The 24,274-nt window shown below is 72.0% G+C and carries 27 protein-coding genes; 10 read left to right on the top strand and 17 right to left on the bottom strand.

The annotated features are described in order from the left end of the window. Window positions 1-7 precede the first annotated feature (7 nt). Window positions 8-475, bottom strand: a complete 468-nt coding sequence (locus ABEA10_RS28805; RefSeq protein ID WP_345469171.1) for a hypothetical protein — start codon at window positions 473-475, stop codon at window positions 8-10. Here ABEA10_RS28805 and ABEA10_RS28800 point away from each other — a divergent pair. Beyond that, window positions 367-1,083 (top strand): DNA glycosylase AlkZ-like family protein, encoded by a 717-nt coding sequence (locus tag ABEA10_RS28800; protein ID WP_425550977.1) that lies wholly within the window; start codon window positions 367-369, stop codon window positions 1,081-1,083. The genes ABEA10_RS28805 and ABEA10_RS28800 overlap by 109 nt on opposite strands. 134 nt (window positions 1,084-1,217) lie before the next feature. After that, entirely contained in the window at window positions 1,218-1,826 is a 609-nt protein-coding gene (locus ABEA10_RS28795) for a hypothetical protein (RefSeq protein ID WP_345469166.1), read from the top strand. A 21-nt stretch (window positions 1,827-1,847) separates the two neighbouring features. Here ABEA10_RS28795 and ABEA10_RS28790 read toward each other — a convergent pair whose 3' ends face one another. Further along, entirely contained in the window at window positions 1,848-2,765 is a 918-nt protein-coding gene (locus ABEA10_RS28790) for an ADP-ribosylglycohydrolase family protein (RefSeq protein ID WP_345469164.1), read from the bottom strand. 6 nt (window positions 2,766-2,771) lie between these two features. Beyond that, window positions 2,772-3,185, bottom strand: coding sequence for an ester cyclase (locus tag ABEA10_RS28785; RefSeq protein WP_345469162.1), 414 nt, complete (start codon window positions 3,183-3,185; stop codon window positions 2,772-2,774). 94 nt (window positions 3,186-3,279) lie between these two features. Between ABEA10_RS28785 and ABEA10_RS28780 the strand changes: the two genes are divergently transcribed. Further along, window positions 3,280-3,855 carry a TetR/AcrR family transcriptional regulator gene (locus ABEA10_RS28780; RefSeq protein WP_345469160.1) on the top strand — a complete coding sequence of 192 codons (576 nt, stop codon included), beginning with the start codon at window positions 3,280-3,282 and terminating at the stop codon, window positions 3,853-3,855. 3 nt (window positions 3,856-3,858) lie between these two features. Here the strand turns inward: ABEA10_RS28780 and ABEA10_RS28775 are convergent, their stop codons facing one another. Then, complete coding sequence (locus tag ABEA10_RS28775) at window positions 3,859-4,818, bottom strand: NAD(P)H-dependent flavin oxidoreductase (RefSeq protein ID WP_345469158.1); 960 nt, start codon at window positions 4,816-4,818, stop codon at window positions 3,859-3,861. A gap of 100 nt (window positions 4,819-4,918) precedes the next feature. On the opposite strand from ABEA10_RS28775, the gene ABEA10_RS28770 reads away from it, so the two are divergent. Beyond that, window positions 4,919-5,053: a hypothetical protein gene (locus ABEA10_RS28770; protein ID WP_345469157.1), complete on the top strand. Its 135-nt coding sequence runs from the start codon at window positions 4,919-4,921 to the stop codon at window positions 5,051-5,053. A gap of 45 nt (window positions 5,054-5,098) precedes the next feature. Continuing rightward, window positions 5,099-5,716 carry an antibiotic biosynthesis monooxygenase gene (locus ABEA10_RS28765; RefSeq protein ID WP_345469156.1) on the top strand — a complete coding sequence of 206 codons (618 nt, stop codon included), beginning with the start codon at window positions 5,099-5,101 and terminating at the stop codon, window positions 5,714-5,716. Between the two features lie 144 nt (window positions 5,717-5,860). Here the strand turns inward: ABEA10_RS28765 and ABEA10_RS28760 are convergent, their stop codons facing one another. Then, the gene (locus ABEA10_RS28760) at window positions 5,861-7,084 is read right to left on the bottom strand and encodes a glycosyltransferase (RefSeq protein WP_345469155.1); all 1,224 of its coding nucleotides are present in this window, start codon (window positions 7,082-7,084) and stop codon (window positions 5,861-5,863) included. A gap of 447 nt (window positions 7,085-7,531) precedes the next feature. Here ABEA10_RS28760 and ABEA10_RS28755 point away from each other — a divergent pair, with 447 nt between their 5' ends. Then, a complete protein-coding gene (locus ABEA10_RS28755; RefSeq protein ID WP_345469154.1) occupies window positions 7,532-7,795 on the top strand; it encodes a BON domain-containing protein in 264 nt (87 codons plus the stop codon). A gap of 9 nt (window positions 7,796-7,804) precedes the next feature. Here the strand turns inward: ABEA10_RS28755 and ABEA10_RS28750 are convergent, their stop codons facing one another. The 9 genes from ABEA10_RS28750 to ABEA10_RS28710 all read right to left on the bottom strand — a co-directional run bounded on the left by ABEA10_RS28750 (window position 7,805) and on the right by ABEA10_RS28710 (window position 15,255). After that, complete coding sequence (locus ABEA10_RS28750) at window positions 7,805-8,638, bottom strand: 5-oxoprolinase subunit C family protein (RefSeq protein WP_345469152.1); 834 nt, start codon at window positions 8,636-8,638, stop codon at window positions 7,805-7,807. Continuing rightward, complete coding sequence (gene pxpB, locus ABEA10_RS28745; RefSeq protein ID WP_345469150.1) at window positions 8,635-9,255, bottom strand: 5-oxoprolinase subunit PxpB; 621 nt, start codon at window positions 9,253-9,255, stop codon at window positions 8,635-8,637. The genes ABEA10_RS28750 and pxpB overlap by 4 nt, the downstream gene beginning before the upstream one ends. Beyond that, the gene (locus tag ABEA10_RS28740) at window positions 9,252-9,995 is read right to left on the bottom strand and encodes a LamB/YcsF family protein (protein WP_345469148.1); all 744 of its coding nucleotides are present in this window, start codon (window positions 9,993-9,995) and stop codon (window positions 9,252-9,254) included. The genes pxpB and ABEA10_RS28740 overlap by 4 nt, the downstream gene beginning before the upstream one ends. Continuing rightward, window positions 9,992-10,786, bottom strand: coding sequence for a putative hydro-lyase (locus ABEA10_RS28735; protein WP_345469146.1), 795 nt, complete (start codon window positions 10,784-10,786; stop codon window positions 9,992-9,994). The genes ABEA10_RS28740 and ABEA10_RS28735 overlap by 4 nt, the downstream gene beginning before the upstream one ends. A gap of 124 nt (window positions 10,787-10,910) precedes the next feature. After that, the gene (locus tag ABEA10_RS28730) at window positions 10,911-11,687 is read right to left on the bottom strand and encodes a thioesterase family protein (RefSeq protein ID WP_329240733.1); all 777 of its coding nucleotides are present in this window, start codon (window positions 11,685-11,687) and stop codon (window positions 10,911-10,913) included. Between the two features lie 132 nt (window positions 11,688-11,819). Then, a complete protein-coding gene (locus tag ABEA10_RS28725) occupies window positions 11,820-13,310 on the bottom strand; it encodes a hypothetical protein (RefSeq protein WP_345469143.1) in 1,491 nt (496 codons plus the stop codon). Between the two features lie 182 nt (window positions 13,311-13,492). Further along, on the bottom strand, window positions 13,493-13,744 hold the full coding sequence (locus ABEA10_RS28720) for a hypothetical protein (protein WP_345469140.1): 252 nt from the start codon (window positions 13,742-13,744) through the stop codon (window positions 13,493-13,495). A gap of 75 nt (window positions 13,745-13,819) precedes the next feature. Continuing rightward, complete coding sequence (locus ABEA10_RS28715) at window positions 13,820-14,500, bottom strand: cytochrome b/b6 domain-containing protein (RefSeq protein WP_345469139.1); 681 nt, start codon at window positions 14,498-14,500, stop codon at window positions 13,820-13,822. A 65-nt stretch (window positions 14,501-14,565) separates the two neighbouring features. Then, window positions 14,566-15,255 carry a molybdopterin-dependent oxidoreductase gene (locus tag ABEA10_RS28710; RefSeq protein WP_345469138.1) on the bottom strand — a complete coding sequence of 230 codons (690 nt, stop codon included), beginning with the start codon at window positions 15,253-15,255 and terminating at the stop codon, window positions 14,566-14,568. A gap of 158 nt (window positions 15,256-15,413) precedes the next feature. On the opposite strand from ABEA10_RS28710, the gene ABEA10_RS28705 reads away from it, so the two are divergent. The 4 genes from ABEA10_RS28705 (at window position 15,414) to ABEA10_RS28690 (ending at window position 21,756) form a co-directional block, all read left to right on the top strand. Further along, window positions 15,414-16,520, top strand: coding sequence for an MFS transporter (locus ABEA10_RS28705; RefSeq protein ID WP_345469508.1), 1,107 nt, complete (start codon window positions 15,414-15,416; stop codon window positions 16,518-16,520). Between the two features lie 78 nt (window positions 16,521-16,598). Further along, complete coding sequence (locus ABEA10_RS28700; RefSeq protein WP_345469136.1) at window positions 16,599-17,168, top strand: HhH-GPD-type base excision DNA repair protein; 570 nt, start codon at window positions 16,599-16,601, stop codon at window positions 17,166-17,168. 709 nt (window positions 17,169-17,877) lie between these two features. Next, a complete protein-coding gene (locus tag ABEA10_RS28695; RefSeq protein ID WP_345469134.1) occupies window positions 17,878-19,935 on the top strand; it encodes a SpoIIE family protein phosphatase in 2,058 nt (685 codons plus the stop codon). A 189-nt stretch (window positions 19,936-20,124) separates the two neighbouring features. Next, window positions 20,125-21,756 carry an RNA polymerase sigma factor gene (locus ABEA10_RS28690; protein ID WP_345469133.1) on the top strand — a complete coding sequence of 544 codons (1,632 nt, stop codon included), beginning with the start codon at window positions 20,125-20,127 and terminating at the stop codon, window positions 21,754-21,756. Window positions 21,757-21,974: 218 nt separating this feature from the next. Here the strand turns inward: ABEA10_RS28690 and ABEA10_RS28685 are convergent, their stop codons facing one another. The 3 genes from ABEA10_RS28685 to ABEA10_RS28675 all read right to left on the bottom strand — a co-directional run bounded on the left by ABEA10_RS28685 (window position 21,975) and on the right by ABEA10_RS28675 (window position 24,244). Continuing rightward, entirely contained in the window at window positions 21,975-22,697 is a 723-nt protein-coding gene (locus ABEA10_RS28685) for a YaaA family protein (protein ID WP_345469132.1), read from the bottom strand. A gap of 115 nt (window positions 22,698-22,812) precedes the next feature. Beyond that, a complete protein-coding gene (locus ABEA10_RS28680; protein ID WP_329240707.1) occupies window positions 22,813-23,046 on the bottom strand; it encodes a DUF7455 domain-containing protein in 234 nt (77 codons plus the stop codon). Window positions 23,047-23,179: 133 nt separating this feature from the next. Next, the gene (locus ABEA10_RS28675; protein WP_345469130.1) at window positions 23,180-24,244 is read right to left on the bottom strand and encodes an ABC transporter permease; all 1,065 of its coding nucleotides are present in this window, start codon (window positions 24,242-24,244) and stop codon (window positions 23,180-23,182) included. Window positions 24,245-24,274 lie beyond the last annotated feature (30 nt).

The following is a 24,274-nucleotide window of genomic DNA, read 5'->3' as shown; positions in this document are numbered from 1 at the left end:
GAACCTCCTAGTCCTCGGCGGTGCCGAGGAGCTTGACCAGTTGCTCGTGGAGCCGCTGCCGGACCGAGGGCGCCAGCGGGTCCTCGCCGAAGATGTCCCGGACGAACTGCGGCATCGTTATCGGCGAGAAGACCACGGCGTACGCGACCAGGAGCGCGAAGGCGGGATCGATCCCACCGGTGACCTCACCGGCCCGCTGCCGGCGGCGGATGCCCTCCAGCACCCTCGCCGTCATCGACCGCTGGGCCGCCGTGAAGCGCTCACCCTCCTCGGAGTCGGTGAACGGGCAGTCGCCCAGCGCCTGCCAGACCACCAGCCGGGCCCAGTCGGGACGGTCGAGGACCGCGTTCAGGTGCGCGGCGACCGATTCGTCGAACGAGGCGTCCGGAGGCACCATCGGGGACTCGGCCTGCCGCCGGCGGCGCAACTCTAGGAGCTGACCGCCGAGATCGTCGGGCGCACCGGCTCCGCGCACCTGGCCGAGCTGCTCGGTTCCGGCTGGGGCACGCTGCTCAAACCGCTCGCCTGGTGGGGCGTCCTCTGCTTCGGCCCACCGAAGGGCAACCGCGTGACGTTCACCTCGGCGCGGTGGCTGCCCAAGTCGCCGACCCGGCCACCACGGTCCTGCGCGCCTTCCTCGGCGCGTACGGCCCGGCCACGCCCGAGCTGTTCGACAAGGTCTGGCTCAGCCGGGGCGCCACGCGCAGGCCCGTGGTACGAAGCTGGTTCGCCGCGCTGGAGGGCGAGCTGACCGAGGTCGACGTGGCGGGCGAGCGCCGCGTCATGCTCGCCGCGCACGCCGAGGAGCTGCTCGCCATCGAGCCGGGCGAGACCGTGCGCCTGCTGGGCGCGTTCGACGCCTACGTCCTCGGCAGCGGCACGACGGCGACCGAGATCGTGCCGCCGGGGCGGCGCACCGAGGTGAGCCGCGCGGGCGGCTGGATCTCCCCGGTCGTGCTGCACGGCGGCCGCGTGGCGGGGGTCTGGGGCGACGGCGGGGTGACGCTGTGGGAGGACGTGCCCGCGGCGGTGGTGAATGCTGAGATGTCCCGTCATGCGGCGCTGAGGGCGCTCCTGGGGTGAAAGGGGACTTGTTCCGGTGGAAGAGGCGTTCGTCCGACTACCGTGCGGTCGGCGCGGGTAGAGAACGCTCTACCGGTTCCCGCGATCCGGTGCCTGGCCGGGCCGGGCCCGGACGACGACCAAGGAGTGGTGAGGTGCTGCACGCCTTCGTGTACAACGACACAGCGATCCTGGTCCGGCACTGGTTCGAGGTGAGCCTCAAGGACAGCCATCTCGAACACGGCGTACGGCTGGAGCTGCGGCTGCGTGAGCCGCAGCCGCTTCGCGGCAGCGAGTCGGCGGCGCAGCGGATCGTCATCGACCGGCCGGTCTGGCGTGCCGACCTGTTCGACCGTATCGACGGCACGCCGGGGGCGTTCGAGGCCGCGCACTTCCACCCCCGCTTCGACGGCGCGGAGCCGTGCGAGCGCAACTGGGCCGACGTGATCAAGTCCACGCCGTGGGACTGGCTGCACGACCAGCTGTCCGACATCGGGGCCGTCGCCGAGCGGGCGGGCGTCCCGCTGGCGGACGCGGCCGCCGATGTCGAACAGGTCCGCGCCGACGCGCCGGAGATCGTCGCGGTGGCGCAGAGCCGCGCGGCGGCCCACTGCGACTCGGCACGCCGGTGCTACGCCTGGACCCAGGACGCCGCGCCGCTCGTCCACCTCATGCTCGGCGAGCTGCGACAGCCCGACCTGCTCGACCGCGAGCGGGCCGCGCCGTGGCTGGAGACGCGTCCGCAGGAGACCGCCGCCTCGTAACCCGCCTCGTAACCCGCCTCGTCACCCGTCTCGATCCACTCCTCGCGGCTCGCCGGTGGCGGGGGAGAGCCAGCCGGGCAGCGGCTCACGGGCGTCGCGCCAGGCGCGTGGCACGCCCTCCGCCCCGACGTGGGCGGCCACGATGCCGCCCGTGATGGCGGCGGTCGTGTCGATGTCGCCGCCGACGGCGACGCAGTCGCGTACGGCCCGCTCATAGTCGCCGAGGTGGCGCGCGGCGACCCAGACGCAGAAGGGCACGGTGTCCTGCGCGAGCACGCGGGCACCGTTGCCGAGCTCGTACGCGGCCTCCTCACGCGTGCGGTCCAGCAGGCCGGCGGCCCGGCGCACACCGTCGTGGACCCGGCCCGGCGGCGTGTGGGCGAGGACGGCGTCGACCAGCCCGGAGGTATCGCCGCTCGCGGCGCGGGAGGCGGCGACGGCGACCGCGACGGCACCGGCGACCCCCTCGGGGTGCGCGTGCGTGACGACGGCGGAGGCGGTGGCCTCCAGCGCGGCGCGCTCCAGGTCGCCGGGGTAGTACGCGCCGAGCGGCGCGACGCGCATCGCCGCGCCGTTGCCCATCGATCCGCGCCCGCCGAACTGCGCGGTCGTGGCGGACCGCCAGGGCTCCCCATCGCGCAGCGCGCGCAGGAGGACCACGGTGCCGGGCCCGTAACCGCGGTAGGGGTCGTAGCGCTCGGCGAACGCCGCCGCGAGCGCGTCGCGCTCCACCTGCCCGTGGCGCCGTAGGACGTCGAGGAGGTTGCAGGCCATCTCGGTGTCGTCGGTCCAGGGCCAGGGCGGTGCCGGCAGCGCGGTCTCCTCGCGCAGCAGCGGCCGGTTCTCCGTGGCGAAGAACTGGGCCCCGAACGCGTCGCCGACGGAGAGCCCCACGAGAGAGTCGAACGCGCTCACGATGTTCTCGCTCCGCTCGCTCATGCGGGGTCAGGTGTCCTGGCCGAGCTGGTGGCGGATCGCGTCGGAGTCGCGCAGGGCCCAGTGTTCGACGATGCGGCCGTTCCGTACGCGGACCATGTCCATGCCGAGGACCTCATAGCGCCGTCCGGAGGCCGTGTGCGTGCCGCGGGTGGTGTAGCGGTTGACCGAGGTGTCGCCGGCCACGACGTTCTGCTCGATCGTCACCGAGACGTCATGGAACGGGCCGCCCTCGCCGAAGCTCTCCCACTTGCGCCGCCAGGCGCCGATGCCGTGGTGGTCGCCGGAGGACCCGCCGCGGTGGTCGATCACGTCCGGGTCGATCAGCGCGAGCGCCTCGTCGAGCCGTCCGGCGAGCACCTCGCCGTACATAGCGACCACGCGCCGGTGGACCTCGCCCGGTCCCGGGGTGACATCCGTCATCGTCGTTCTCCTCGTCGCGAATAAGCGGGGAACTCCCCGTTTCGAAGCTCACGGTAAATTAACCGGGGAGTACCCCGGTTAGCAAGGGAGGGCAATGCCGCCGCGTGAGCCTGCCAAGCCACAGGGCCGGCCGCGCCGGGCCGACGCCCGGCGCAACCACGACCTGCTGCTGGCCGCCGCCAAGGAGGTCTTCGCCGAACGGGGTGCCGGCGCGCCCCTGGACGACGTCGCGCGCCGGGCCGGGGTCGGCAACGCCACGATGTACCGCCACTTCCCGACGCGTCAGGAACTCCTCATCGCCGTCTACTCCGACGAGGTGACGGAGCTGTGCGCCCAGGGCGAGGCCCTGCTCGCGGCGGAGCCGCCGGGCGACGCGCTGTTCACCTGGCTGGAGGCGTTCGTGGCGCACGTCGCGACCAAGCGGGAGCTGGCGCTGGCCCTCACCGACGACCGCGCCGGCCGGCGCTCGGAGCTGTTCGACGGCTGGCACGAGTCGATGCGCGCGGTCGCCGAGGCCCTGCTGGACCGGGCGCGGAGGTCGGGGGCGGTTCACCCCGGGGTGGACGCGGCCGACCTGCTGGCGCTGGCCAACGGCATCGCCCTGACCGGCACGGGAGACTCCCGGACCCGCCGCCTGCTGGGCCTGGTGCGCCGGGGCGCGACCGGGTAGCGATCACCGCCTTCCGGCCCGGTCCAGTGCGTGTTCGGCCTGGGTGGCCAGGGTGGTCACGAGGTCGGCCGCGGAGGGCAGGTCGGTGATGAGGTCGACGGCCTCGCTCGCCCAGACCGGCAGCGGAGGGACGGCGCCACGTGCCACGTCGTCGTCGTACTCCTGCCGCGCGGAGGCGTCGGCGGCGAGTTCGTCCTCCCGGCCGCGCCAGCGGTCGAGGTGGGGATGGCCGAGGGTCCGGGCGGTGTACTTCGAGGGCCACCGGGAGCCGCGGACGATGTCCAGCACGCTGCTGCGCTCGGTGTCCTCCCCGCCGCTCTCGACGATCGCCTTGGTGATCGAGGGATCGGCCAGTGCCTCGGCGGTGGCCTGGAAGCGGGTGCCGATGAGCGCCCCGGCCGCACCCAGAGCCAGCGCCGCCGCCACGCCGCGGCCGTCGGCGATCCCGCCGGCCGCCAGCACCGGAACCGGCGCCGCCAGATCCACCACGACGGGCACGAACGGCAGCGTCGACCGCCCGCGCCGGGCTCCGTGCCCACCGCTCTCGGTGCCCTGGGCCACGATGACGTCGGCGCCCAGGTCCACGGCCTGCCGGGCCTCCTCCAGGTCGGTGACCTGGAGGACCAGCACGGCTCCCGACCGCCGGATGAGTTCCGTGAACGGGCTCGGGTCGCCGAAGGACAGCATCACCGCCCGCGGGCCGTGCTCCAGCGCGAGCTCGATCGCCCCGGCGTCGACGGCCCAGGTCTGGAACCCCACGCCCCACGGTGCGTCCGTGCCCTCGGCGACGATCGGCAGTTCGCGTTCCAGCCAGGCCCGAGCCCCCCTCCCCGCGCCGAGCAGCCCGAGCCCGCCGCCGCGCGAGACCGCCGCCAGCGCACCGCTGGCCGACCCGCCCATCGGGGCCAGCGCGATCGGATGCCGCACCCCGAACAACTCCGTGAACGCCGTGGACAACGCCATGGCCCCATCATCCGCCCTGGGGCTCGACGATCCACAGACGATTCAGAGACGATTCAGATGAGAGCTGAACCTCTACCCGGCCGGGCGCCCGTCAGTTGAGGTGGAAACGCTCACCGGCTTCCAGCTCGCCGGGGTCGCCGTCATCGGTGCGGTCTTCTTCCGCGAGCGGATGGGCCTGCCGCGGTTCGCCGCCGCCGGCATCGTCGTCGGCGTGGCGCTCATCAACGTGCACTGACCTGCGCGCTGTTTCGACACCGCAAAAGCGGTGAGGTCCAGCCGGATGAACGGTTCCGACCAGGATGTCCGGCCTGCCACCGTCGTGTTCACCTGGGACGTCACCCCGGGCCGCGAGGCGGAGTTCGAGACGTGGGCGCACGGCGTCAACGACACCGCGGCGGGCTTCCCCGGCCATCGCGGGGCGACCTGGCTGCGCGCCGAGGGGTCGCGGCACCGCTACTACACGGTTCTGAACTTCATCGACGAGGAGCACCTGGACACGTGGCTGAGCTCGGACGAGCGCGACGAGTGGCTGGAGCGCCTCGGCGGCATCGCCAAGGAGCACCGCCACCACACCACGGGCCTCGAGACCTGGTTCAGCCTCCCGGGCGACGCGGTGCCTCCGCCGGCACGCACGAAGATGGTGCTGGTCACCCTCCTGGCGGTCTATCCGCTCAGCCTCTTCTTCCAGGGGCTCATCGCGCCGTGGACGCAGAGCTGGCCGCTGCCGCTCCGCGCCGTGCTGTTCCCCCTCGTCGTCGTGCCCACGCTCACGTACGCGTTCATGCCGGGGCTGAGCCGGGCGTTCCGCGGATGGCTGTACCCGGCGCACCGGACGCACCGGCCCGCACGGCGTACGGACCGGCACGAGGCCGGGAACGCCTCGCGCCGGTCCTCGTGAGCTCGGTCATGGGTCCTCCTTGGTCGGAGGGTGTGACCACAGGGGCGTGTTTTTTGATTCCCTCGCTCCGCTCGGTCATGGGTCCTCCTTGGTCGGAGGGTGTGACCACAGGGGCGTGTTTTTTGATTCCCTCGCTCCGCTCGGTCATGACCGTACGTCGCCGGTCGTGACCATGGCGTCCGCCCGGCCGTCGATCACGCGGTTGTAGACCGCCTCCGTCTCGGCGGCGATCCGGCTCCAGGAGTACCGCTCACGCGCCCGTACGGCGGCCGCGGCGGCGAGCGACGGGCCCAGGCGGGGATCGGTCAGCAGCCGCCGCAGCCGCCCGGCCAGCGCGCTCGGCACCAGCGGCGGAACGTACAGGCCGGTCACCCCGTCGACGACCGTGTCCAGGTGACCGCCGACGGAGGAGACGACCACCGGCACGCCGCACGCCATGGCCTCGATCGCCGTGATCCCGAACGGTTCGTACCAGGGCACGGACACGACGACGTCGGCGGAGCGGATCAGCGCCGGCATGTCCTCGTGCCGGACCGCGCCGGTGAACAGAACCCGGTCGGCGACGCCCCGCGCCAGCGCCAGGCGCCGCAGGCGCAGCGCCTCGGGGTCGCGTCCGAGGTCGGCGTGGCGGGGACCGCCGGCCACGACCAGCTCCGCGTCCGGCACGTGGCACAGCGCCTCGATGACGGTGTCCACCCCCTTGCGGGGCACGAGGCGGCCGGCCGTGAGCAGGCGTGGCCGGTCCCCGCGCGGCGCGACCGGCCCGTCGGGACGGAAGTGGCCGACGTCGACCCCGCACGGCACCAGGTGGACCGCGCCGGGCGGGACGCCGTACGACTCCAGCTCCCGCACCTCGTCGGCGCACGTGGCGATCACCGCCGCGGCGTCCCGGCCCACCTGGGCCTCGACGCGGAGCCGCTGGGGCGGGCTGGTGTCGGCGTCCCGCTGGTAGCGGCGCTTGACCCTGCCGAGCGCGTGGAACGTCTGCACCACCGGGAGCTCCAGGTCCCGTCCTCCGCCCAGCGCCGCGAGCCCGCTCATCCAAAAGTGCGCGTGCACGACGTCCGGCCGGTCCGTGGCCCATCGCCCCGCCAGCCGCTCGGCGAACTCGGCCATGTACGGCAGGAGCTCGTCCCGGGCGACCGGCCGCGCGGGTCCGGCCCGGACGTGTTCCACGGTGACGCCGGGCGTGTAGCCGACCGAGTCCGGCAGCGCGACGTCGTCGCGCCGGGTGTGCACCGTGACCTCGTGACCGCGCCGCGCCAGCGCGGCGGCGAGGGCGCCCACGTGGACGTTCTGCCCGCCGGCGTCGACGCCGCCGGGCGTCGCGAGCGGGCTGGCGTGCTCGGAGACCATGTCGATTCTCAAATGTGCTCCTTTACGCGGTGGCCTATGGGTTAGAGCCTTGCCACAACGACAATGTCGCCAAACTCACCACAGATTGGGCAAAATCGGATATTCTGCGGTCACTCATGCCGGGTGCGATCCGCCGTGCGCCGCCTCAACCCCATGTCGCACCGCCGGACGGTGCTCAAACATCATCAGGCCGCTGAGCAGCGACGATGGGTGCCCTGATTGCCGTAACAATTGGGTAATTATTACTATTCGCGCGGCGAGGAATTAACGCGCGGGAAACGCGGGCGAGGGGCGCGGTCCTCGGCCGCGGGGGCGGACGTGTTTGCCGGGCCGCCGCCCGGGAACAGACGGCGAGGTCGGTCCCGCGTGAAAGTTGCACTGCCTTTCTCGGACCCGGCCGCGGAACCGGCCCGGTTGTGCCATCGTGCGGGAGACGACGAGCCACGGGAAGGAGCGCGCATGGCCACCGACAACGCTTCGCATCCTCTCGCGGTCCGCATCAGGGACCGGCTCGCCTCCGACGCCCGTACGGTCGAGTTCGGCATCGACGTCGTCGTCCGTGACGATGTGATCGTCCTGCGGGGTCAGGTGGCCACCGCGCGGCGGAGGGCGCTGATCGAGGCGGTCGCCCGCGAGTCCGCCGCCGGGCTGCGCATCGCCAACGACGTCGCCGTCGTCGAGCTGCCGCAGCAGGAGCGGCGCACGGACGGTGCCTCCTGGTGACCGCGCCGGTCACCCCCTGGTGAGCCGGAACCGCACGCGCTGGCCGGGCCGCAGCTGGGCCGCGCGCGGGACGTCGTCCGCGGCCAGCACGGCCGCCACGGGGTAACCTCCGGTCGTCGGATGGTCGGCGAGGAAGATGATCGGCAGTCCGTTCGGCGGCACCTGCAGGGAGCCGGTGACCATGCCCTCGCTCGGCAGCTCGCCCTCCCGGCGCCTGGCCAGCGCGGGCCCCGCCAGCCGCACGCCGACGCGGTTGCTCTGCGCCGTCACCTCGTAAGCCGCGCGGGTCAGCGGCGCGAGCGTCTCGAACCAGTCGTCGCGCGGCCCGGGGACGATCCGCAGCACCGGCTCTTCGTCCGGCTCGGCCACGGGCGCGACGTCCACGACGATCGGGCCCGTCGCGCGGCCGAGGGCCAGCCGGTCACCGGCGGACAGCGGCGGCGGGCCGAGCCCCGACAGCACGTCGGTGGAGCGGCTGCCGAGCACCGGCTCCGCCTCGACGCCGCCGCGGACCGCGACGTACGTGCGCACCCCCGAGGACGGCGTGCCGAACTCCACGACCGTGCCGGCCGGGACGTGGAACGGCGCGTTCATCGTCCCCGGCCGTACGGGCAGCGGCGCGCCGGTGACCGCCACCCACGCCCCGGCGTCGAACCGCAGCGCGGCGCCCCCGAAGGTCAGCTCCAGCCCGGCCGCCCCCTCGCCGTTGCCGACCAGGCGGTTGGCCAGGCGCAGGCCGGGCCGGTCCGCCGCGCCCGAGTGCGGCACGCCCAGGTGCGCGTACCCCGGGCGGCCCAGATCCTGGACGGTGGCCAGCGGCCCGGACCGCACGACCTCGATCATGGGCGGGGCTCCGCGGCGTCGGCGGCGCCCGCCTCGAAGCGGACCCGGGTGCCGGGCTGGAGCAGCGACGGCGGCTCGCGGTCGGGGTCCCACAGCCGCAGCGTCGTACGGCCGAGCAGCCGCCACCCGCCGGGCGAGGAGGAGGGATAGATCGCGCCGTACGGTCCGGCGATCGCGACCGACCCGGCCGGGACCGCGGTGCGCGGGGAGTCGCGGCGCGGCACGTGCAGCCTCTCGTCCAGCCCGGTCAGGTAGCCGAACCCGGGGGAGAAACCCAGGTACGCCACGACGTACTCGGCCGCCGCGTGCCGCTCGATCACCTGCGCGCGGGTCAGGCCGGTGAGAGAGGCGACCTCCTCCAGGTCCGCGCCGTCGTAGACGACCGGTACGCGCAGCTCGCCGCCCGCCGTACTCGTCTCCGGCAGCGGCAGCCCGCCCAGGAGCTTGCCGAGCGGCCCCAGGTCGGTGCCCGGCGCGGTCGTCACCAGGACGGTGCCGGCGCCCGGGACGACGTCGACGATCTCGGTCCGGCCGAGCGCGCGGACGGCGGCGTGCAGCCGGTGCGGCGCCTCGGTCTCGATCAGCAGGGCGGCGTCGCCCGCCCGGAGCACCCTCACGCGAACGGCTCCAGCTGAACGCCGGCGCGCTCCATCGTCGTCCGGACGGCCCTGGCCAGCCCGACCGCGCCCGGCGTGTCACCGTGCACGCACATGGACCGCGCGTCCACCCGTACCTCCGAGCCGTCGATCGCCTCGACCGTGCCGTCGACGGCCATCCGTACGGCGCGGGCCGCGACCCGGCTCTCGTCCTCGATCACCGCGCCGGGCTCGCGCCGGGACACCAGGGTGCCGTCGGGGTTGTAGGCGCGGTCGGCGAAGCACTCGTCGACCACCGTGACGCCCTCCACCCGGTGCAGCGCCGAACCGGGAAGCGTCAGCAGCGGCAGCGACGGGTCGTACGCGAGGACCGCCGCGGCCACGGCCTCCGCCTGCGCACGGTCGCGCACGAGGCGGTTGTACAGCGCGCCGTGCGGCTTGACGTACCGGACCCGTCCGCCCTCCGCACGCGCGATGCCGTCGAGCGCGGCGATCTGGTAGAGCACCTCGGCGGTCAGCTCCTCCGGCGCGACGTCCATCTCCCGGCGGCCGAACCCCGCCAGGTCGCGGTAGGACACCTGTGCGCCGATCGCCACGCCCCGCTCCACCGCCGCGGCACACGTGCGCCGCATGATCAGGGGGTCGCCCGCGTGAAAGCCGCAGGCGACGTTCGCGCTCGTGACGATGGACAGCAGGGCGAGGTCGTCGCCGAGCCGCCACGGCCCGAACCCCTCACCCAGATCCGCGTTCAAGTCGATCATTGCGCCAGGTTCTCATCCGAACGGTCCGTGATGAGCATCCTGCCGGGCGAATGCGTGATCACGAAGGGGACCTCCGAAGCCATCACGACGGCCTGCGGGGTCACGCCGCAGGCCCAGAACATCGGGACGTCGCCGTCCGCGAACTCCACGGCCTCGCCGAAGTCGGGCCGGTCGAGCGACGCGATGCCCAGCTCCGCGGGGTCGCCCGCGTGCACGGGCGCGCCATGCGCCAGGGGATGACCCGCGGTGACCTCGGTGGCCGTGGCGACGAGGCCGGCGGGCACCGGCCGCATCGAGACGACGAGCGGCCCGGCCAGGCGCCCGGCCGGCCGGCACCGCCGGGACGTGACGTACATCGGCACGTTGCGGCCCTGCTCGACGTGGCGCAGGGGCACGCCCGCCGTGGCGAGCGCCGTCTCGAACGTGAAGCTACAGCCGATCAGCAGCGCGACCAGGTCGTCGCGCCAGTACTCGGTGGCGTCCGCGACCTCGGCGACGAGCCGCCCGCGCTCGTACACCCGGTACGCAGGCAGGTCGGTGCGCAGGTCCGCGGTGGCGATCTCGCGGACGTGGGGATCACCGGGATCGGTGACCTCCAGGAGCGGGCACGGCCCGGGGTTGCGCAGGGCGAACAGCAGCGCGTCGAAGGCCAGGTCACGCGGCACGGCGAGCAGGTTCGCCTGGACGTGCCCCCGGCACCAGCCGCTCGTGGTCGCGGGCACCTCGCCGGTGCGGAAGACCTCGCGCGCCTGGGAGGGGGTGAGGATGCCGGGTTGCTCGAGAGCGGTCATGCAACAGTCATGCCCGCTCCAAGCGCGGACAGCCCGCCCCCGGGCGCCGAATCGCCCGGGAGGCGGGCGGTGGTGACTCTATGGAGGACCGACCCGGCCCTCCGCCGCGTTCCGCGCCGGACGGTCAGTCGCGCCGGTCGACGAAGAGCGTCTGTGCCACGCTGCCGAAGTCGCCCCGCTCGTCGTAGAGCCGCGTCCGGCACAGGCCGCTCCCGGCCGGGCCGATCGTCGTGGCGGCGTCGAGGCAGGTCCACTCGCCGGCCTGGGGCCGCAGCAGGTGCAGGGTGAAGTCGACGTTGGAGAACGTGTACGCCGCGAAGCTCAGCTCGGAGCTGATGCCGCTGGCGGTGTCGGCGACCCCGGCGACCCGCTGCAGAGGCGTGGGCTCCTCGTCCGGCAGCACCGGAACCGCGAGCCGGGTCCACAGCACGGCGGGGCCGTTGAGCAGGACGCCGCCCTCGGCGAACCGCCATTCGAGCGCGTGGAAGTACCCGAAGTCGGGCAGCGGCGACTCGGTCAGGGCGGTCTCCGGCAGGGGGAAGCGCGCCGCCGCGGTCTCGGAGGCGATCACCTCGGTGTCGGCGCGCCGCAGACGCCAGGCGCGTGCGTACGCGACCGGGCGGCCGTCGGCGACCATCTCCGCGGCGACGGACTGCACCCGCCGCCCGGGCCGTACGACCTCGGTGTGCACGGCGACCTCACCGACCGGGATCGGCCCGAGGATGTCGATCGCGAGCTGGGAGACGGTCAGGTCGGGCTGCGGGTCGGTGCGCTCCAGTTCGCGCGTGAGCAGCGCCGCCGGTGGGCTGCCGTGCTGGTGCCGCGGATCCCACGGCCCCTGGGTCAGCTCGGTCGCCTGGAAGCGACCGTCACCGAGCGGACGGTAGAGGCTGTCGGCCATACGGGTCCCTTCAGCACGAGCCGGACGCCCGAACGGGGGATGAACGGGCACGTCACGTCTCTACCACGATTCGCGCCGAATCGGGGATCCCCCGTGACGGCCTGCCGGCGGGCGAGGAGTGCCGCGCGCGGATCAGACCTCGTCGCGCAGGCTCCGCAGGGCGGACCGCAGCGCACGCGGGTCGTCGCCGACCTCGTCGACGATGAGCATGAGGCGGTGAAGGATGTCGTGGCGGTCGTGGCCCTTGTCGAGCAGGTATTCGGCGATCGTCCACAGCTGGGGCGGGTCGCCGTCCCACAGCCGCCGCGCCAGGCGCAGGTGCGCCTCGATGTGCGCCCGGTCCGGGTCGGGATGCTCGAACTCCAGCAGCTGGTAGCGGTCGTGGTCGTCGGCCGGGTCGAGCCGGGTGAGGTCGATCTCGGCGTTGCCCGCGGTCAGGAAGGGGAAGGCGAACGCCCGGCGGGCGAGCGCCTCCAGGTCGCCGTCGGGCAGCAGCCGCTCGACGAGCTCGCGGTCGAGCCCGAACGTCGTCGGGTCGCGGTAGGCCTCGGCGAACTTGCCGGTGATGTCCCAGACCTTGTCGAGGGTCTGGCGGACGCCCTCCTCGTGGAGGCGGGTGCGCCGGCTCGCCCAGCGCACCCATGCGGCCAGCACATGCGGCATGGCGTCCTGTTCGCCCGGGGACAGCATGACCTTGCGCGGAAGGTAGTGGAGCAAGAACGTCTCGCACTTGATCGGGCTGACCCGTAGCGGACGGCCGAAGTCGTGATCGCAGCCGTAGTCGATGATCCGGTCGACGCAGCGGCTCGCGGCCGAGCGGTCCGACAACCCCTCGGCCTCGTCGGAGGCGAGGAACTGCGCCGCCATGGTCGCGCGCCGGTCGCGGCTGTGCACCGGCGGGGCGGGCCGCCGCCCGCCGGGCGGCAGCGCGCGGATGCGGGCGCGCACGAACGCGTGGTAGGAGCCGAAGGTGTCCTTGACCGGCGGTTCGTCGGTGTCGTCGGTGATCGCGAGCGCCTTCTCCAGCATCGCGCGGGCGCGGCTGGCCGGGAGCGGCTCGAAGATCATCAGAGGGCTGTCCTCGGCCTCCTTGCGGCAGTAGCCGAGCAGCTTCTCCACCTGTGAGGACACCCACGCGTCGACCACCATGCCGCGCTCGTTGTGGTCGATGACGACCACCAGGGCGTGGTGCTCCTCACCGCCGTAGGTGTAGGTGCAGACGATGGAGTCCTGGTCGCCGTAGATGTCGCGGGAGACGTAGCAGTCGTCGGGCACGACCATGCCGACGCGCCCGGCCCAGCCCGGCCGCGCGACCCCTGCCTCCATGAGCGGGAGCGCGGCGCGCTCGGCCTTGGCCGCCTGCCGCGGCGTGCCCAGGTAGGCGATGCCGGTGAGCAGCGCCAGCGCCGCGGGCGTGCCGGCCTTCGCGGCGTGGTCGACCAGCGCCTCGCCGACGAGCTCCTCGACGTCGTCGTACGCCAGCCGCTTGCCCCACCAGGCGCCGAGCATCTCGCTCACGATGAGCTCGGCGTCGAGGGGGCTGCGTACGGCCAGCAGCTCACGTGCGGCGCGGAGCATCTCCTGAAAAACGGCCTCCGGAGGTTGTGCGCGGCGCCGTGTCATGCAACCTCACCACGTGACGGCGGGCGGACGCCGGTCGGTTCGCTCATGAGCCCTCCCAGCGGTGCTCGCGCATCCAGCGGCTCGCGCAGGTCGCTCACCTAGCTACCTTTTCGCAATACGTCCCATGGCGCGGCCGGGAGCGGCGCCTGAGGGAGGAGTGGTCCGGTGTCCGGCCACTTACCCTACTCGCCCGAAGAAGGTTCGGCTCGTCGTGCGGAGGGTGGTTCGGACTTGACCATGCTCACGAGGTGCTCGCGGGCGAGGAGCTCGACGATCTCCGGAGTGAGGGCCACACCCAGATGCCGGCCGCGCAGGCCGACGTCCGCGACACAGCGTTCGACGGTCTCCCGTGAGAGCCCGGCGAAGTCGCGGCAGAGCCGCCTCACGATCGCCGGTGAGACGTCCAGTCGTGAGATGAGCTGCGTCGATGACATGCGGACACCCTCCCGCCACAGAAGATCCGGGGACGTGCGCGTCGGCTCCGAATCTCGACTCTGGCGTCAGGGGTGTCAAGACTTCCCGGCGACACGATCCCGTCCCTTCCGCTCGTCCAGCCACGCCGGGTGGTGACGCGCCGCCCAGTCCTCCGGAACGTGCCCCAGGAACATGCCGCCGAGCGCGCCGCGATCCCGCAGCGCGTACCAGAGATGACCGATCACGACGACGAGGATCGCGAAGAACAGCCAGTCGTGGACGAACGTCGCGCCGCCGCGGAAGGAGTCGGGCCACGGGTGCGGGAACGTCATGATCGTTCCGGTGCCGAGCATCACCAGGATCGCCCCGCCCGCGAACGCCGCGTTCAGCTTCTGGCCCGCGTTGTACTTGCCGACCGGATGGATGCCGCGCCCGCCGGCGGTGGCGCGGCGGTCGCGTCCCCGCAGCCACGCCCAGTCGCCGGGGGAGAAGCGGTTCAGCCGGCGCAGGTCGTCGCGGAACGAGCGGGACGCCCAGCCCAGCAGCGCCGGCACCGGCAGCGCGAACCCCGCGTAGACGTGGATCGTGCGGACCAGGTGCCGGTGCCCGACCGTCTCGGCGAACGCGGGGATGTACAGCACCGCGGCGGTCACGAGGCAGGCCAGCATCAGCACGGCCGTCGTGTGGTGGATCCAGCGCACCGGGCGTTCGAACCGGGGCATGCGCCCCTTCGCCGGAGGAACCGTGCTCCCGGCTCCCTCGCTCCGTTCGGTCACGCGTCCTCCTGCGTCGGCGGGGGTGACCACAGGGCCGTGTCCGCTGATTCCCTCGCTGCGCTCGGTCATGAGCTGTACCCGTTCGAGCGGCCCACCCAGCCGTCCACGTCGTAGCCCCGTTCCTCCCAGTAGCCCGGACGCACGTCGCCCACCACCTCGATGCCGCTCAGCCACTTGGTCGACTTGTAGCCGTACATCGGCGCGACGTACATCCGCACCGGACCGCCGTGGTCGTGACTGACCGGGCCGCCCAGCATGCCGGTGGCGACGATCACGTCGCGGCGGCGCGCCTGCTCCATCGTGAGGCTCTCGGTGTACGCGCCGTCGAAGGAGGTGAACCGCACGCCCTTCGCGCCGGGCCGTACCCCGACGGCGTCGAGCAGGTCCGGCAGCGCGACGCCCTCCCACGCGACGTTCGGCACGCTCCAGCCCGTGACGCAGTGGAACGTGTCGGTCATCCGCGTCTGTGGAAGCGCGTGCTGGAGATCCGCGAAGCTGTAGGAGCGCGGACGCTCGACCAGGCCGCGAACCTTGAGGTGGTAGTCGGCGGGCGCGATCCGCTTCACCGAGCCGGTCACGGTGTAGAACCGGAACCCGCCGGCGGCCGGCACGATGCCGGAGATCCCCGAGCCGACCGGCCCGAGCGCGCGGTTCACGCCCCGCTGCACCTGGGCGCCCGTCACGACGCCGAGGGCACCGAGACCGACCATGCCGAGGACGACACGACGCCCGACCGGTGATCCTTCGCTGCTCACGTCCTCTATTCGAGCACTCGCCGGGCCGTACGCCCATGGATTGTGAGGTGACGTCAGAAAACCGTCATATTCGTGGTGCGTTCTCCGGACCGGCCCCGTAGGCTGCGGTCATGACACGGCGACATTGATCTTCACCTGAATCCTCGCTCGCGCGCAGGCTGTACGCCTACGCGTTCTTCGAGGACTTCGTCCTCTTCTACCCGGTGTACGCGGTGCTGTTCGCCGACGCCGGGCTGTCCGGGGCGGAGATCTCGTCCCTGTTCATCCTGTGGTCGGTCAGCTCCTTCCTGATCGACATCCCATCCGGGATCTGGGCGGACGCCTACTCCCGGCGCCTGCTGCTGACCCTGGCTCCCGGCCTGACCGCCGCCGGCTACGCGCTCTGGACGTTCCTGCCGTCCTACCCGTTCTTCGCGCTCGGCTTCGTGCTGTGGGGCGCCGGTGGAGCCGTACGCTCCGGGGCCCTGCAGGCGCTGGTCTACGACGAGCTCACCCGCCTCGGCCGCTCCGACGCCTACGGGCGGCTCATGGGCCGGTCCCGTGCGATCGCCACGACCGCCGTCATGGCGGCGACGGCCCTGGCGTCTCCGGTGCTGCACGCGGGCGGATACCGGGCCGTCGGCCTCGCGAGCGTGGCCGTCGCCCTGCTGGGCGTGCCCGTGGGACGCTCCTTCCCCGAGTCGCGTGGCGACGGGGAACGGGAGGAGCGGTACGGCGCGGTGCTCCGCTCGGGCCTCGCCGAACTGCGCGGAGCCCCCGGGATCCGGCGCGGCATGCTCGTCGTCGCGCTGGTGTCCGGAGTGGACGCGCTGGAGGAGTACATCCCGCTGCTGGCGAAGGCGAACGGCGCCGGGGCGGCGAACGTGCCGCTGCTGGTGCTCATCGTCACGGCCGGCATCACGGCCGGAGGCTGGCTGGGCGGCCGGGGCACCGTGCGGGCGGGACCGGTCCTGGCCGTGGCGGCGGCGCTCCTGGCGGTGGGCTCCGGGTCCGGCCGGCCGGTGGGACTGGTGGCGGTCGCGGTGGCGTTCGGCGCCTTCCAGTGGGCGATCGTCGCCGCCGACCTGAGGCTGCAGGAACGCGTCTCCGACGGCGCGCGGGCGACCCTGACATCGGTGGCGGGCTTCGGCACCGAGATCGTGGCGGTCCTGACCTTCGCCGGCTATGGGCTGGGCTCCTCCCGGCTCGGTGCCGGGCCGCTGTTCGCCCTGGCGGCCGCGCCGTACGTGTTCGTGGCGATCGCCATGTGGCGGAGCCGGGAGTGAGTCATACGCCGGGGCGAGGGCCGCCGGGCGGCCTCTGGAAGGATGATGGGCGAGAACGCGAGTTTCTGGAGGACTGCCGTGACGGTTTCGCTGCCCATCGCGCCGGAGGCCAACGCGCTGCTCAACCGCAGCCCGCTGGCCCTGCTGATCGCGATGCTGCTGGACCAGCAGGTGCCACTCGAACGCGCGTTCGCGGCCCCGGCCGACCTGGCCCGCCGGCTCGGCCACGAACCGTCGGCCGAAGAACTGGCCGACTACGACCCGGACAAGCTCGTGGCCGTCTTCGGCGAACGCCCGGCGCTGCACCGCTTCCCCAAGGCGATGGCCGCGCGGGTGCAGGCGCTGTGCCAGGTGCTGGTCGACCGCTACGACGGCGACGCGTCCCGGGTCTGGACGGAAGCCGAGACCGGCGCGGATCTGCTGAAGCGCGTGGCAGAGCTGCCGGGCTTCGGCGAGCAGAAGGCCAAGATCTTCGTCGCGCTGCTGGGCAAGCGGCTGGACGTACGCCCGGAGGGCTGGCGCGAGGCGGCCGGCCCGTACGGCGAGGAGTCCGCCCACCGCTCGGTCGCCGACATCGTCGACGAGGAGTCGCTCGGCCTCGTACGCAGCTACAAACAGCAGCTCAAGGCCGCCGCGAAGAAGAAGTAGCCCGCATCCGCGCCGGCCGGGCCGAGCCGACCTGGGCCGGGCCTGGCCGGGTCGAGATCGGCCGGAGCCGGGCCGAGATCGGCCGGGGGTCGCCCGGGCTCGGCGGCATCGTGTCCGGGCCATCGTGTCCGGCCGCGGCCACGCCGGGCCGCGAGACACGCCCGGCGGTTCATTGACCTACCGTCCGTTACCGTATGCGTGCGACCCGGAAAGAGGAACGTGCGAATGCACGTGCAAGTACACTTGTACAAACGCGGTCGTCGAGGTCATGGCCGTCATTCCGCGTCTGCGCAGGGCCATCGGCGAAAAGATGAGGTAATTGAGAATTACCGATATTCGCCATTGCGACGTCCGTATCTGGTATCGCGCAGCATCCGTCCTGATGAAGTCGCCTCCGCGCCGGACGCGGGACTCGCCGAGATCGGAGATCTCGCCCGCCACGCACCCGCTGGCGCTTATCATCTTCTTCCTGCCGGATGCGCGGTCTCCTGCCGTGCCGCCGGCCGGGCGGGTATGGGCCGTGTTCGTCAGCGGCTGACGATAACGATGCCGAACGGGACTTCCGTCGGCGGCGAACCATCGAGATGATGAAAACCTGACTCCGAGCGGTGTTGTGATGGAGGACGGGAGCGCTAGCCTGCTCCCATTCACCCATAGTGATGCGGAAATGCCTAGCAGTAGGGCCGGGCGCGCGACGGAGGTGTCTAGCATGAGCGCCGATACGTCCGTGCCGCATCCCCGGATCTCCGGTCTCGACGCGTCGGACTCGGCGTTGTTCGCCACGTTGCTACGGGAGGCTCCGATCGGGTTCGCGCTCTTCGATACCGACCTGCGTTTCAAGCGGGCCAACCAGTCGCTGGCCCGGCTACACGGAGTCACCGTCGCCGACCTGGAGGGCAAGAAGCCGTCCGAGGTGCTCTCCGAGAAGTTCGGCGAGATCGTCGAGACCGCCGTGCGCAAGGTCGTCGACGAAGACCGCCCGGCGCTCGACGTCGATCTGGAGATCGGCGGGCGGCACTGGGCGCACTGCTGGTTTCCGGCGCACGCCGCCGACGGCGAGATCACCGGTGTCGTCCTCCTCGTCGTGGACGTCACCGACCGCGTGCTCGCCGAGGCCGCGATCCGCCGCAAGGAGGAGCGCTACCGCTCCCTGGTGGAGGCCAGCTCCCAGGTCGTCTGGGTGACCACGCCCACCGGCAAGGTCGTCGACGACGCCCCCGAGTGGCGCGCGATCACCGGCCAGACGCACGAGGAGTACGCCGCCGAAGGCTGGCTGGGCGCCGTGCACGCCGAGGACCGCTCCCGCATCGAGGAGGCCTGGCAGGCCTGCGTGGCCGGTGACCGGATCTTCGAGGCGACCTACCGCATCCGCACCCGGGCCGGCGGCTACCGCAACTACGACGTGCGCGCGGTGCCGATCCGCCGCGACGGCGAGATCGTCGAGTGGGTCGGCGCGAACACCGACGTCACCGGCAAGCGCGAGGCCGAGGAGATGCGCGGGCGGCTCACCGAGCAGCTCTCCGCCGCGGCGCTGCGCACCGCCCGGCTTCAGCAGGCCACCTCGATGCTGGCCGAGGCGCTGACGGTCAACCAGGTCGTCGCCGTGATCACCGAGGTCGGCCGGTCCGCGATCGGCGCCGACCGTTCCGCGGTGGCGCTTCTCGACGACGACAAGGTGCGCCTCCGCACGATCACGCCGGGCGGCATCCCCGAGCTTCCGGGTCCGGCCCGCGAGGAGATCGGCGTCGAGGACCCGAGCGTCATGTCCGTCGCCGTACGCGAGCGGCGCCCGTTCCTGGCCGAGAACCCCACGAGCCTGCGCCTCCAGATCCAGGCCGAGGAGATCGACGCGTTCGTCCAGGTCACCGACGAACGCGCCTGGGTGGGCCTGCCCCTGCTGGCCGCCGGCCGTGCGCTCGGCGCCCTCCGGTTCTCCTTCACCCGGCCGCGCGAGATCACCGAGGAGGAGCGGGTCTTCCTCGAGGCGCTCGCCGGCCAGTGCGCGCTGGCGGTCGAGCGCGCCACGCTGTTCGAGCGCGAGCACAAGACCGCCGAGGCGCTCCAGCGCAGCCTCCTGCCGGACCGGCTGCCCCAGCTTCCGCCCATGCGGCTCGCCGCCCGCTACCAGCCCGCGACACGTCACGTACAGGTCGGCGGCGACTGGTACGACGCGTTCCCGCTCCAGGACGACCGGGTGGCGATCGTGGTCGGCGACGTCATGGGCAAGGGCGTGAAGGCCGCGGCCGGAATGGGCCGCGTGCGCCACGCCCTGCGGGCGCTCGCGCTCAACGATCCGCGGCCCGCCGCGGTCCTGTCGGGCCTCGACCGGCTCTTCTCGGCCACCGAGGACCTGGAGCAGATCACCACGCTGGCGTACGCCGTGATCGACCCGGCCACCGGCGAGGGCGTGATCAGCAACGCGGGCCATCTGCCGCCGCTGCTGATCTACCCGGACCGGCGTCCGGAGGTCGGTTCGGCGGAGGCCGGAACCCCGCTCGGGTGGACCTCACAGCGACATCAGACAAAGTTTTCCGTTCCACCCGGCAACACTGTGGTCTTCTACTCCGATGGACTTGTGGAGAACCGAAGACGGGGACTCGACGCCGGCCTCGACGAACTCGTGGCCATCGCCGCCGATGCTCCGCCCGAGGTGCTCGCGGATCCTGAGATACTTGTCGACTTCCTGGTGGATCGGATGCTGGCCGGGTATGACCATGATGATGACGTGACCGTACTTGCCCTACATGTTCCGCCGAAGACGGCGTAGCACGTACGAAGGACCACCCCGAGCCCTCTAAGGTGGTGGTCACCGGGCCGGACTCCACCGTGCGGAATAGGCAGGCGTGCCAGAATGCTAGATCGAGAGGGGTACGCTGCTCAACGCAAAGCATCCAAGGGGCCGGCGCCCGATACAGCACTGGGTCAACATAGCCACACGTTCGTTCGAGAGGTGTTTGTGTCGCCTGCGAGTTCGACCTCCAAGCCGTCCGAGCTGCACGAGAGCGTTGTCAGGCAATTGATCGAGCGTGGGCGAAACCAGGGCTACCTCGAGGCTGACGATGTGCGCCGTGCGTTCGAGGAGGCCGACATTCCCGTGTCGAAGGCCTCGAGCATCTTGCGGAGTCTTAGCAAGGAGGGTGTGACCGTCATGGTGAGCGCTGCCGACTCCGCGGCGCCGAAGCGCGCGCGCAACAGCAGTAAGCGCGCGACGCCCGCGACCAAGAAGACCAAGACGACCGCCGCCACCAAAGAGCAGGACTCGGTGACCGCCGTCGTCGAGGAGGACGCCTCCGAGGTGCCGGTGAAGCCTGCTCGCGCCAAGAAGAGTGCCGCCAAGGCCGCCAAGCCCAAAAAGGCCACCCCGACGAAGAAGACCGCTCCCCAGCCCGCCGGCAAGGCCGCGAAGGAGCCCGAGGACGGCGACGACGTCGCCGACGTCGACCTCGAGGTCACCGACATCGACGAGGCGGACCTGAACGACCTCGGTGACGACGTCGAGGCCGCCGACATCGAGACCGACGAGGCCGACGAGGGCGACGACGCCGCTTCGGAGTCCGAGCCGGAGGAGACCCCCGCTCCCGCCGCGGAGAAGAAGGGTCCGACGTCGGAGGACGAGTCGTTCGTCATCGGCGACGACGACGAAGACGCCCCGGCGCAGCAGATCGCCGCCGCCGGTGCGACCGCCGACCCCGTCAAGGACTACCTCAAGCAGATCGGCAAGGTCCCGCTCCTCAACGCCGAGCAGGAGGTCGAGCTCGCCAAGCGCATCGAGGCCGGCCTGTTCGCCGAGGAGAAGCTCGCCCTCGAACGCGAGTCCCTGGAGTTCCAGGTGCTCGACGACCTCGAGTGGATCGCCGAGGACGGCCGCCGGGCCAAGAACCACCTGCTCGAGGCCAACCTCCGCCTGGTCGTCTCCCTCGCCAAGCGCTACACCGGCCGCGGCATGCTGTTCCTGGACCTCATCCAGGAGGGCAACCTCGGTCTGATCCGCGCCGTCGAGAAGTTCGACTACACCAAGGGCTACAAGTTCTCCACCTACGCCACCTGGTGGATCCGGCAGGCGATCACCCGTGCGATGGCCGACCAGGCCCGTACGATCCGCATCCCGGTCCACATGGTGGAGGTCATCAACAAGCTGGCCCGCGTCCAGCGCCAGATGCTCCAGGACCTCGGCCGCGAGCCGACCCCGGAGGAGCTGGCCAAGGAGCTCGACATGACACCGGAAAAGGTGGTCGAGGTCCAGAAGTACGGCCGTGAGCCCATTTCGCTGCACACGCCTCTCGGTGAGGACGGTGACAGTGAGTTCGGTGACCTCATCGAGGACTCCGAGGCGATCGTGCCGGCCGACGCGGTGAGCTTCACGCTGCTGCAGGAGCAGCTGCACTCGGTGCTCGACACTCTCAGCGAGCGCGAGGCGGGCGTGGTCTCCATGCGGTTCGGCCTCACGGACGGGCAGCCGAAGACCCTCGACGAGATCGGCAAGGTCTACGGCGTGACGCGCGAGCGCATCCGCCAGATCGAGTCGAAGACCATGTCGAAGCTCCGGCACCCCTCCCGGTCGCAGGTGCTGCGCGACTACCTCGACTGATTTCGAGAGACCTCGAACGCCGAAGGGCCCGCACCGAGATCGGTGCGGGCCCTTCGGCGTTCTCCGCTGTGCGGCGCTGCCCGCCGGGCGTGGCGCCGGTGGCGGCCGGGAGCGAACACCGGCACGAAGCCCGGCATGGGGAGCGCGTTCGACCTGTGAGGGGCGCCCTCAGCAGCCTCCTGCCGGGTGAGGGTGCCCCTCACAATCCGCAAAGGGCCTCAGTCGGCGATGACGTCGACGTCACGCCCGTTCAGTTCGGCGGCGTACCCCAGATCCGCCAGGACCTTCACCAGTTCCTCCGGAGTCGTCGGATCGGCGGCGTTGCTCAGCAGGGCGCGGGCCACGGCGCCGCGGGTGGCCTTGGCCATGTGGCTGACCACCGTCCGCCGGCCCTCGCGCTCGCGGAAGACGCGGATCCGCACCGCCTCCGGCCGCCACGCGGCCGCGTAAGGCGCCGACCGCATGTCGACGATGAGGCCGCCGGCCGGCAGCGCGCCGGTCAGCACGGGGCGCCAGACGGCCGCCAGAGCGCCCAGACGGGGCAGCCGTGCTCCCATGGCCAGTCGGTATGGGGGGACGCGGTCGGTGACCCTCAGCGCGCCCCAGAGGCCGGAGAAGATCAGGACCGAGCGGGCCACGCGGTCGGGATCGAGGTCGGCGAGGCCGAGGTTGTCGTACAGCACGCCCGTGTAGAGCCGGGACGCCGGCAGCGTCGGAGCGTGCCGCAGTTCGCGGTTGCGTGCGATCTCCCCGGCCTGGCCGGGCGACAGGCCCAGCACCTCACGTGCGCGCGTCTCCCGGCCCGCGCAGAGCCTCTCCAGGGCGGTGAGCACGCGCTCGCGTGTCCGGGTGAGCTCGGGAAGGCTCAGGCCCGCCAGGTCGAGCGGGGGCCCGTCTCCTTCGGTCGCCTTGCCCTCGGACGGCGGCAGCAGGATCAGCATCGTCCCCCCAGCGCCCCGGCCTGCGGTCCAGAGCGCGCGAAAAAGAGAAGCTGAGACGGCGACCACCCGTGCGGGCGGCCGCCGTCTCGTCGGTTATGGATACGGCTCGCCTGGCCTACCGCTCTTCGTCGGGAGTTGCGGTGGCAGGGGTCTCAAGCAGCCGGTCGGTTTCGTCGTGGATCTCGGCGCCCGCGGCACGGAGGGACTCACCGTACTTGCGGCCGTGGTGGGCGCAGAACAGCAACTCGCCGCCGCCCGCGAGGACCGCGCGGACATAGGCCTGGGCACCGCAGCGGTCGCAGCGGTCCGCGGCCGTCAGCGGCTTGGTCGGGGCAAGAGCTCCAGTCACGTCGCCTTCCTCGTCTCGGGGTCGGTCGCTTAGGACAACATCTAACCGGACGTGAGCGTTCCCATGCGGGTTCTGTGTACGCCCAGAGCGGAATACCCCCGGAGGTGACAAAGGTCACCCTCGCGATCAATGTTCAGATTTGTTCCCAGCGGAAGACGCGGACCGCGATGACCGTCGCGACCAGCGCGAAGCCCAGCAGGATGCCCATCTGCGGGAGCACCGAGGCCGGTCCGGCGCCTCGGGCCATGACCTTCAGCATGCCATCGTTCAGGTGGCGCAGAGGGAAGATCTCCGAGACGACACGTAGCCATTTCGGCGCCTGATCGACCGGGAAGAACGACCCGCCGAGGAACGCCATCGGCAGCACGACGATCTGGCTGACCGCCTGCGCGGCCTCCTGGGTCTTGGCCCACGCCCCGATCAGCATGCCGATCGCCAGGAACGCCAGCACCCCGCACAGCACGATCGGGATCGCCATCCACCAGTAGTGCGACAGCTTCAACCCGAAGAACGGCAGGGTGGCCACCCCGATGAACAGCACGGTCTGCACCAGGGCCGTGCCCAGGCTGACCGCGACCCGCGCGGCGAAGACCGTACGGATCGGCACGGGCGACAGCCGGAGGCGGCGCAGGATGCCTTTCGTGCGCCATGTGACAAGTGTGGCGGACGCGCCGAACATGCCCGCTGACGCGAGCGCCCAGCCGAGCACACCCGGGGTGATGTACTGGATCGCCTTCAGGGACTTGTCCTCCACCTGCTCGGCCCGCAGGCGATACTTCGGGGCCTGTCCGGAGGCGGCCTGGTTCGCGGCCTGTACGAGGCCGTTGACCTGGCCCTGGACGGTGCCCGACTTCACCTGGTCGGCCGCGGAGAAGTGGATGACGACCTGGTCGCCGGTCTGTTCGAGCGCGGCGTCGTAGTCGCCCTTCTTGACCTTCTCCAGCGCCGCGGCCCGATCGGTGGTCCTGGTGATCTTCAGCGACTTGCCGAAGTCGGCGCGCAGGTTCGCCGGCATCTGGTCGACGACGCCCACCGAGCCGATCTCCAGGACCTTCGACCGGGGCGTCGACTGCTGGGCGAACAGCCCGCCGATGGCCACCAGGAACAGCAGCGGCAGCGCGATCGTGAAGAACAGCGCGCCCCGGTCGCGGCGGAAACCCAGGAACATCGCCCGCGCCAGACTCTTGAAGCTGCTCACGACGTCGCCTTCCTCGAGGGAGAGAGCATG

The sequence above is a fragment of the Actinoallomurus oryzae genome, assembly GCF_039541955.1.
Classification (GTDB): domain Bacteria; phylum Actinomycetota; class Actinomycetes; order Streptosporangiales; family Streptosporangiaceae; genus Actinoallomurus; species Actinoallomurus oryzae.
Note: the sequence above shows the minus strand (reverse complement) of the source record. Positions and strands in the feature narration are given on the sequence as shown.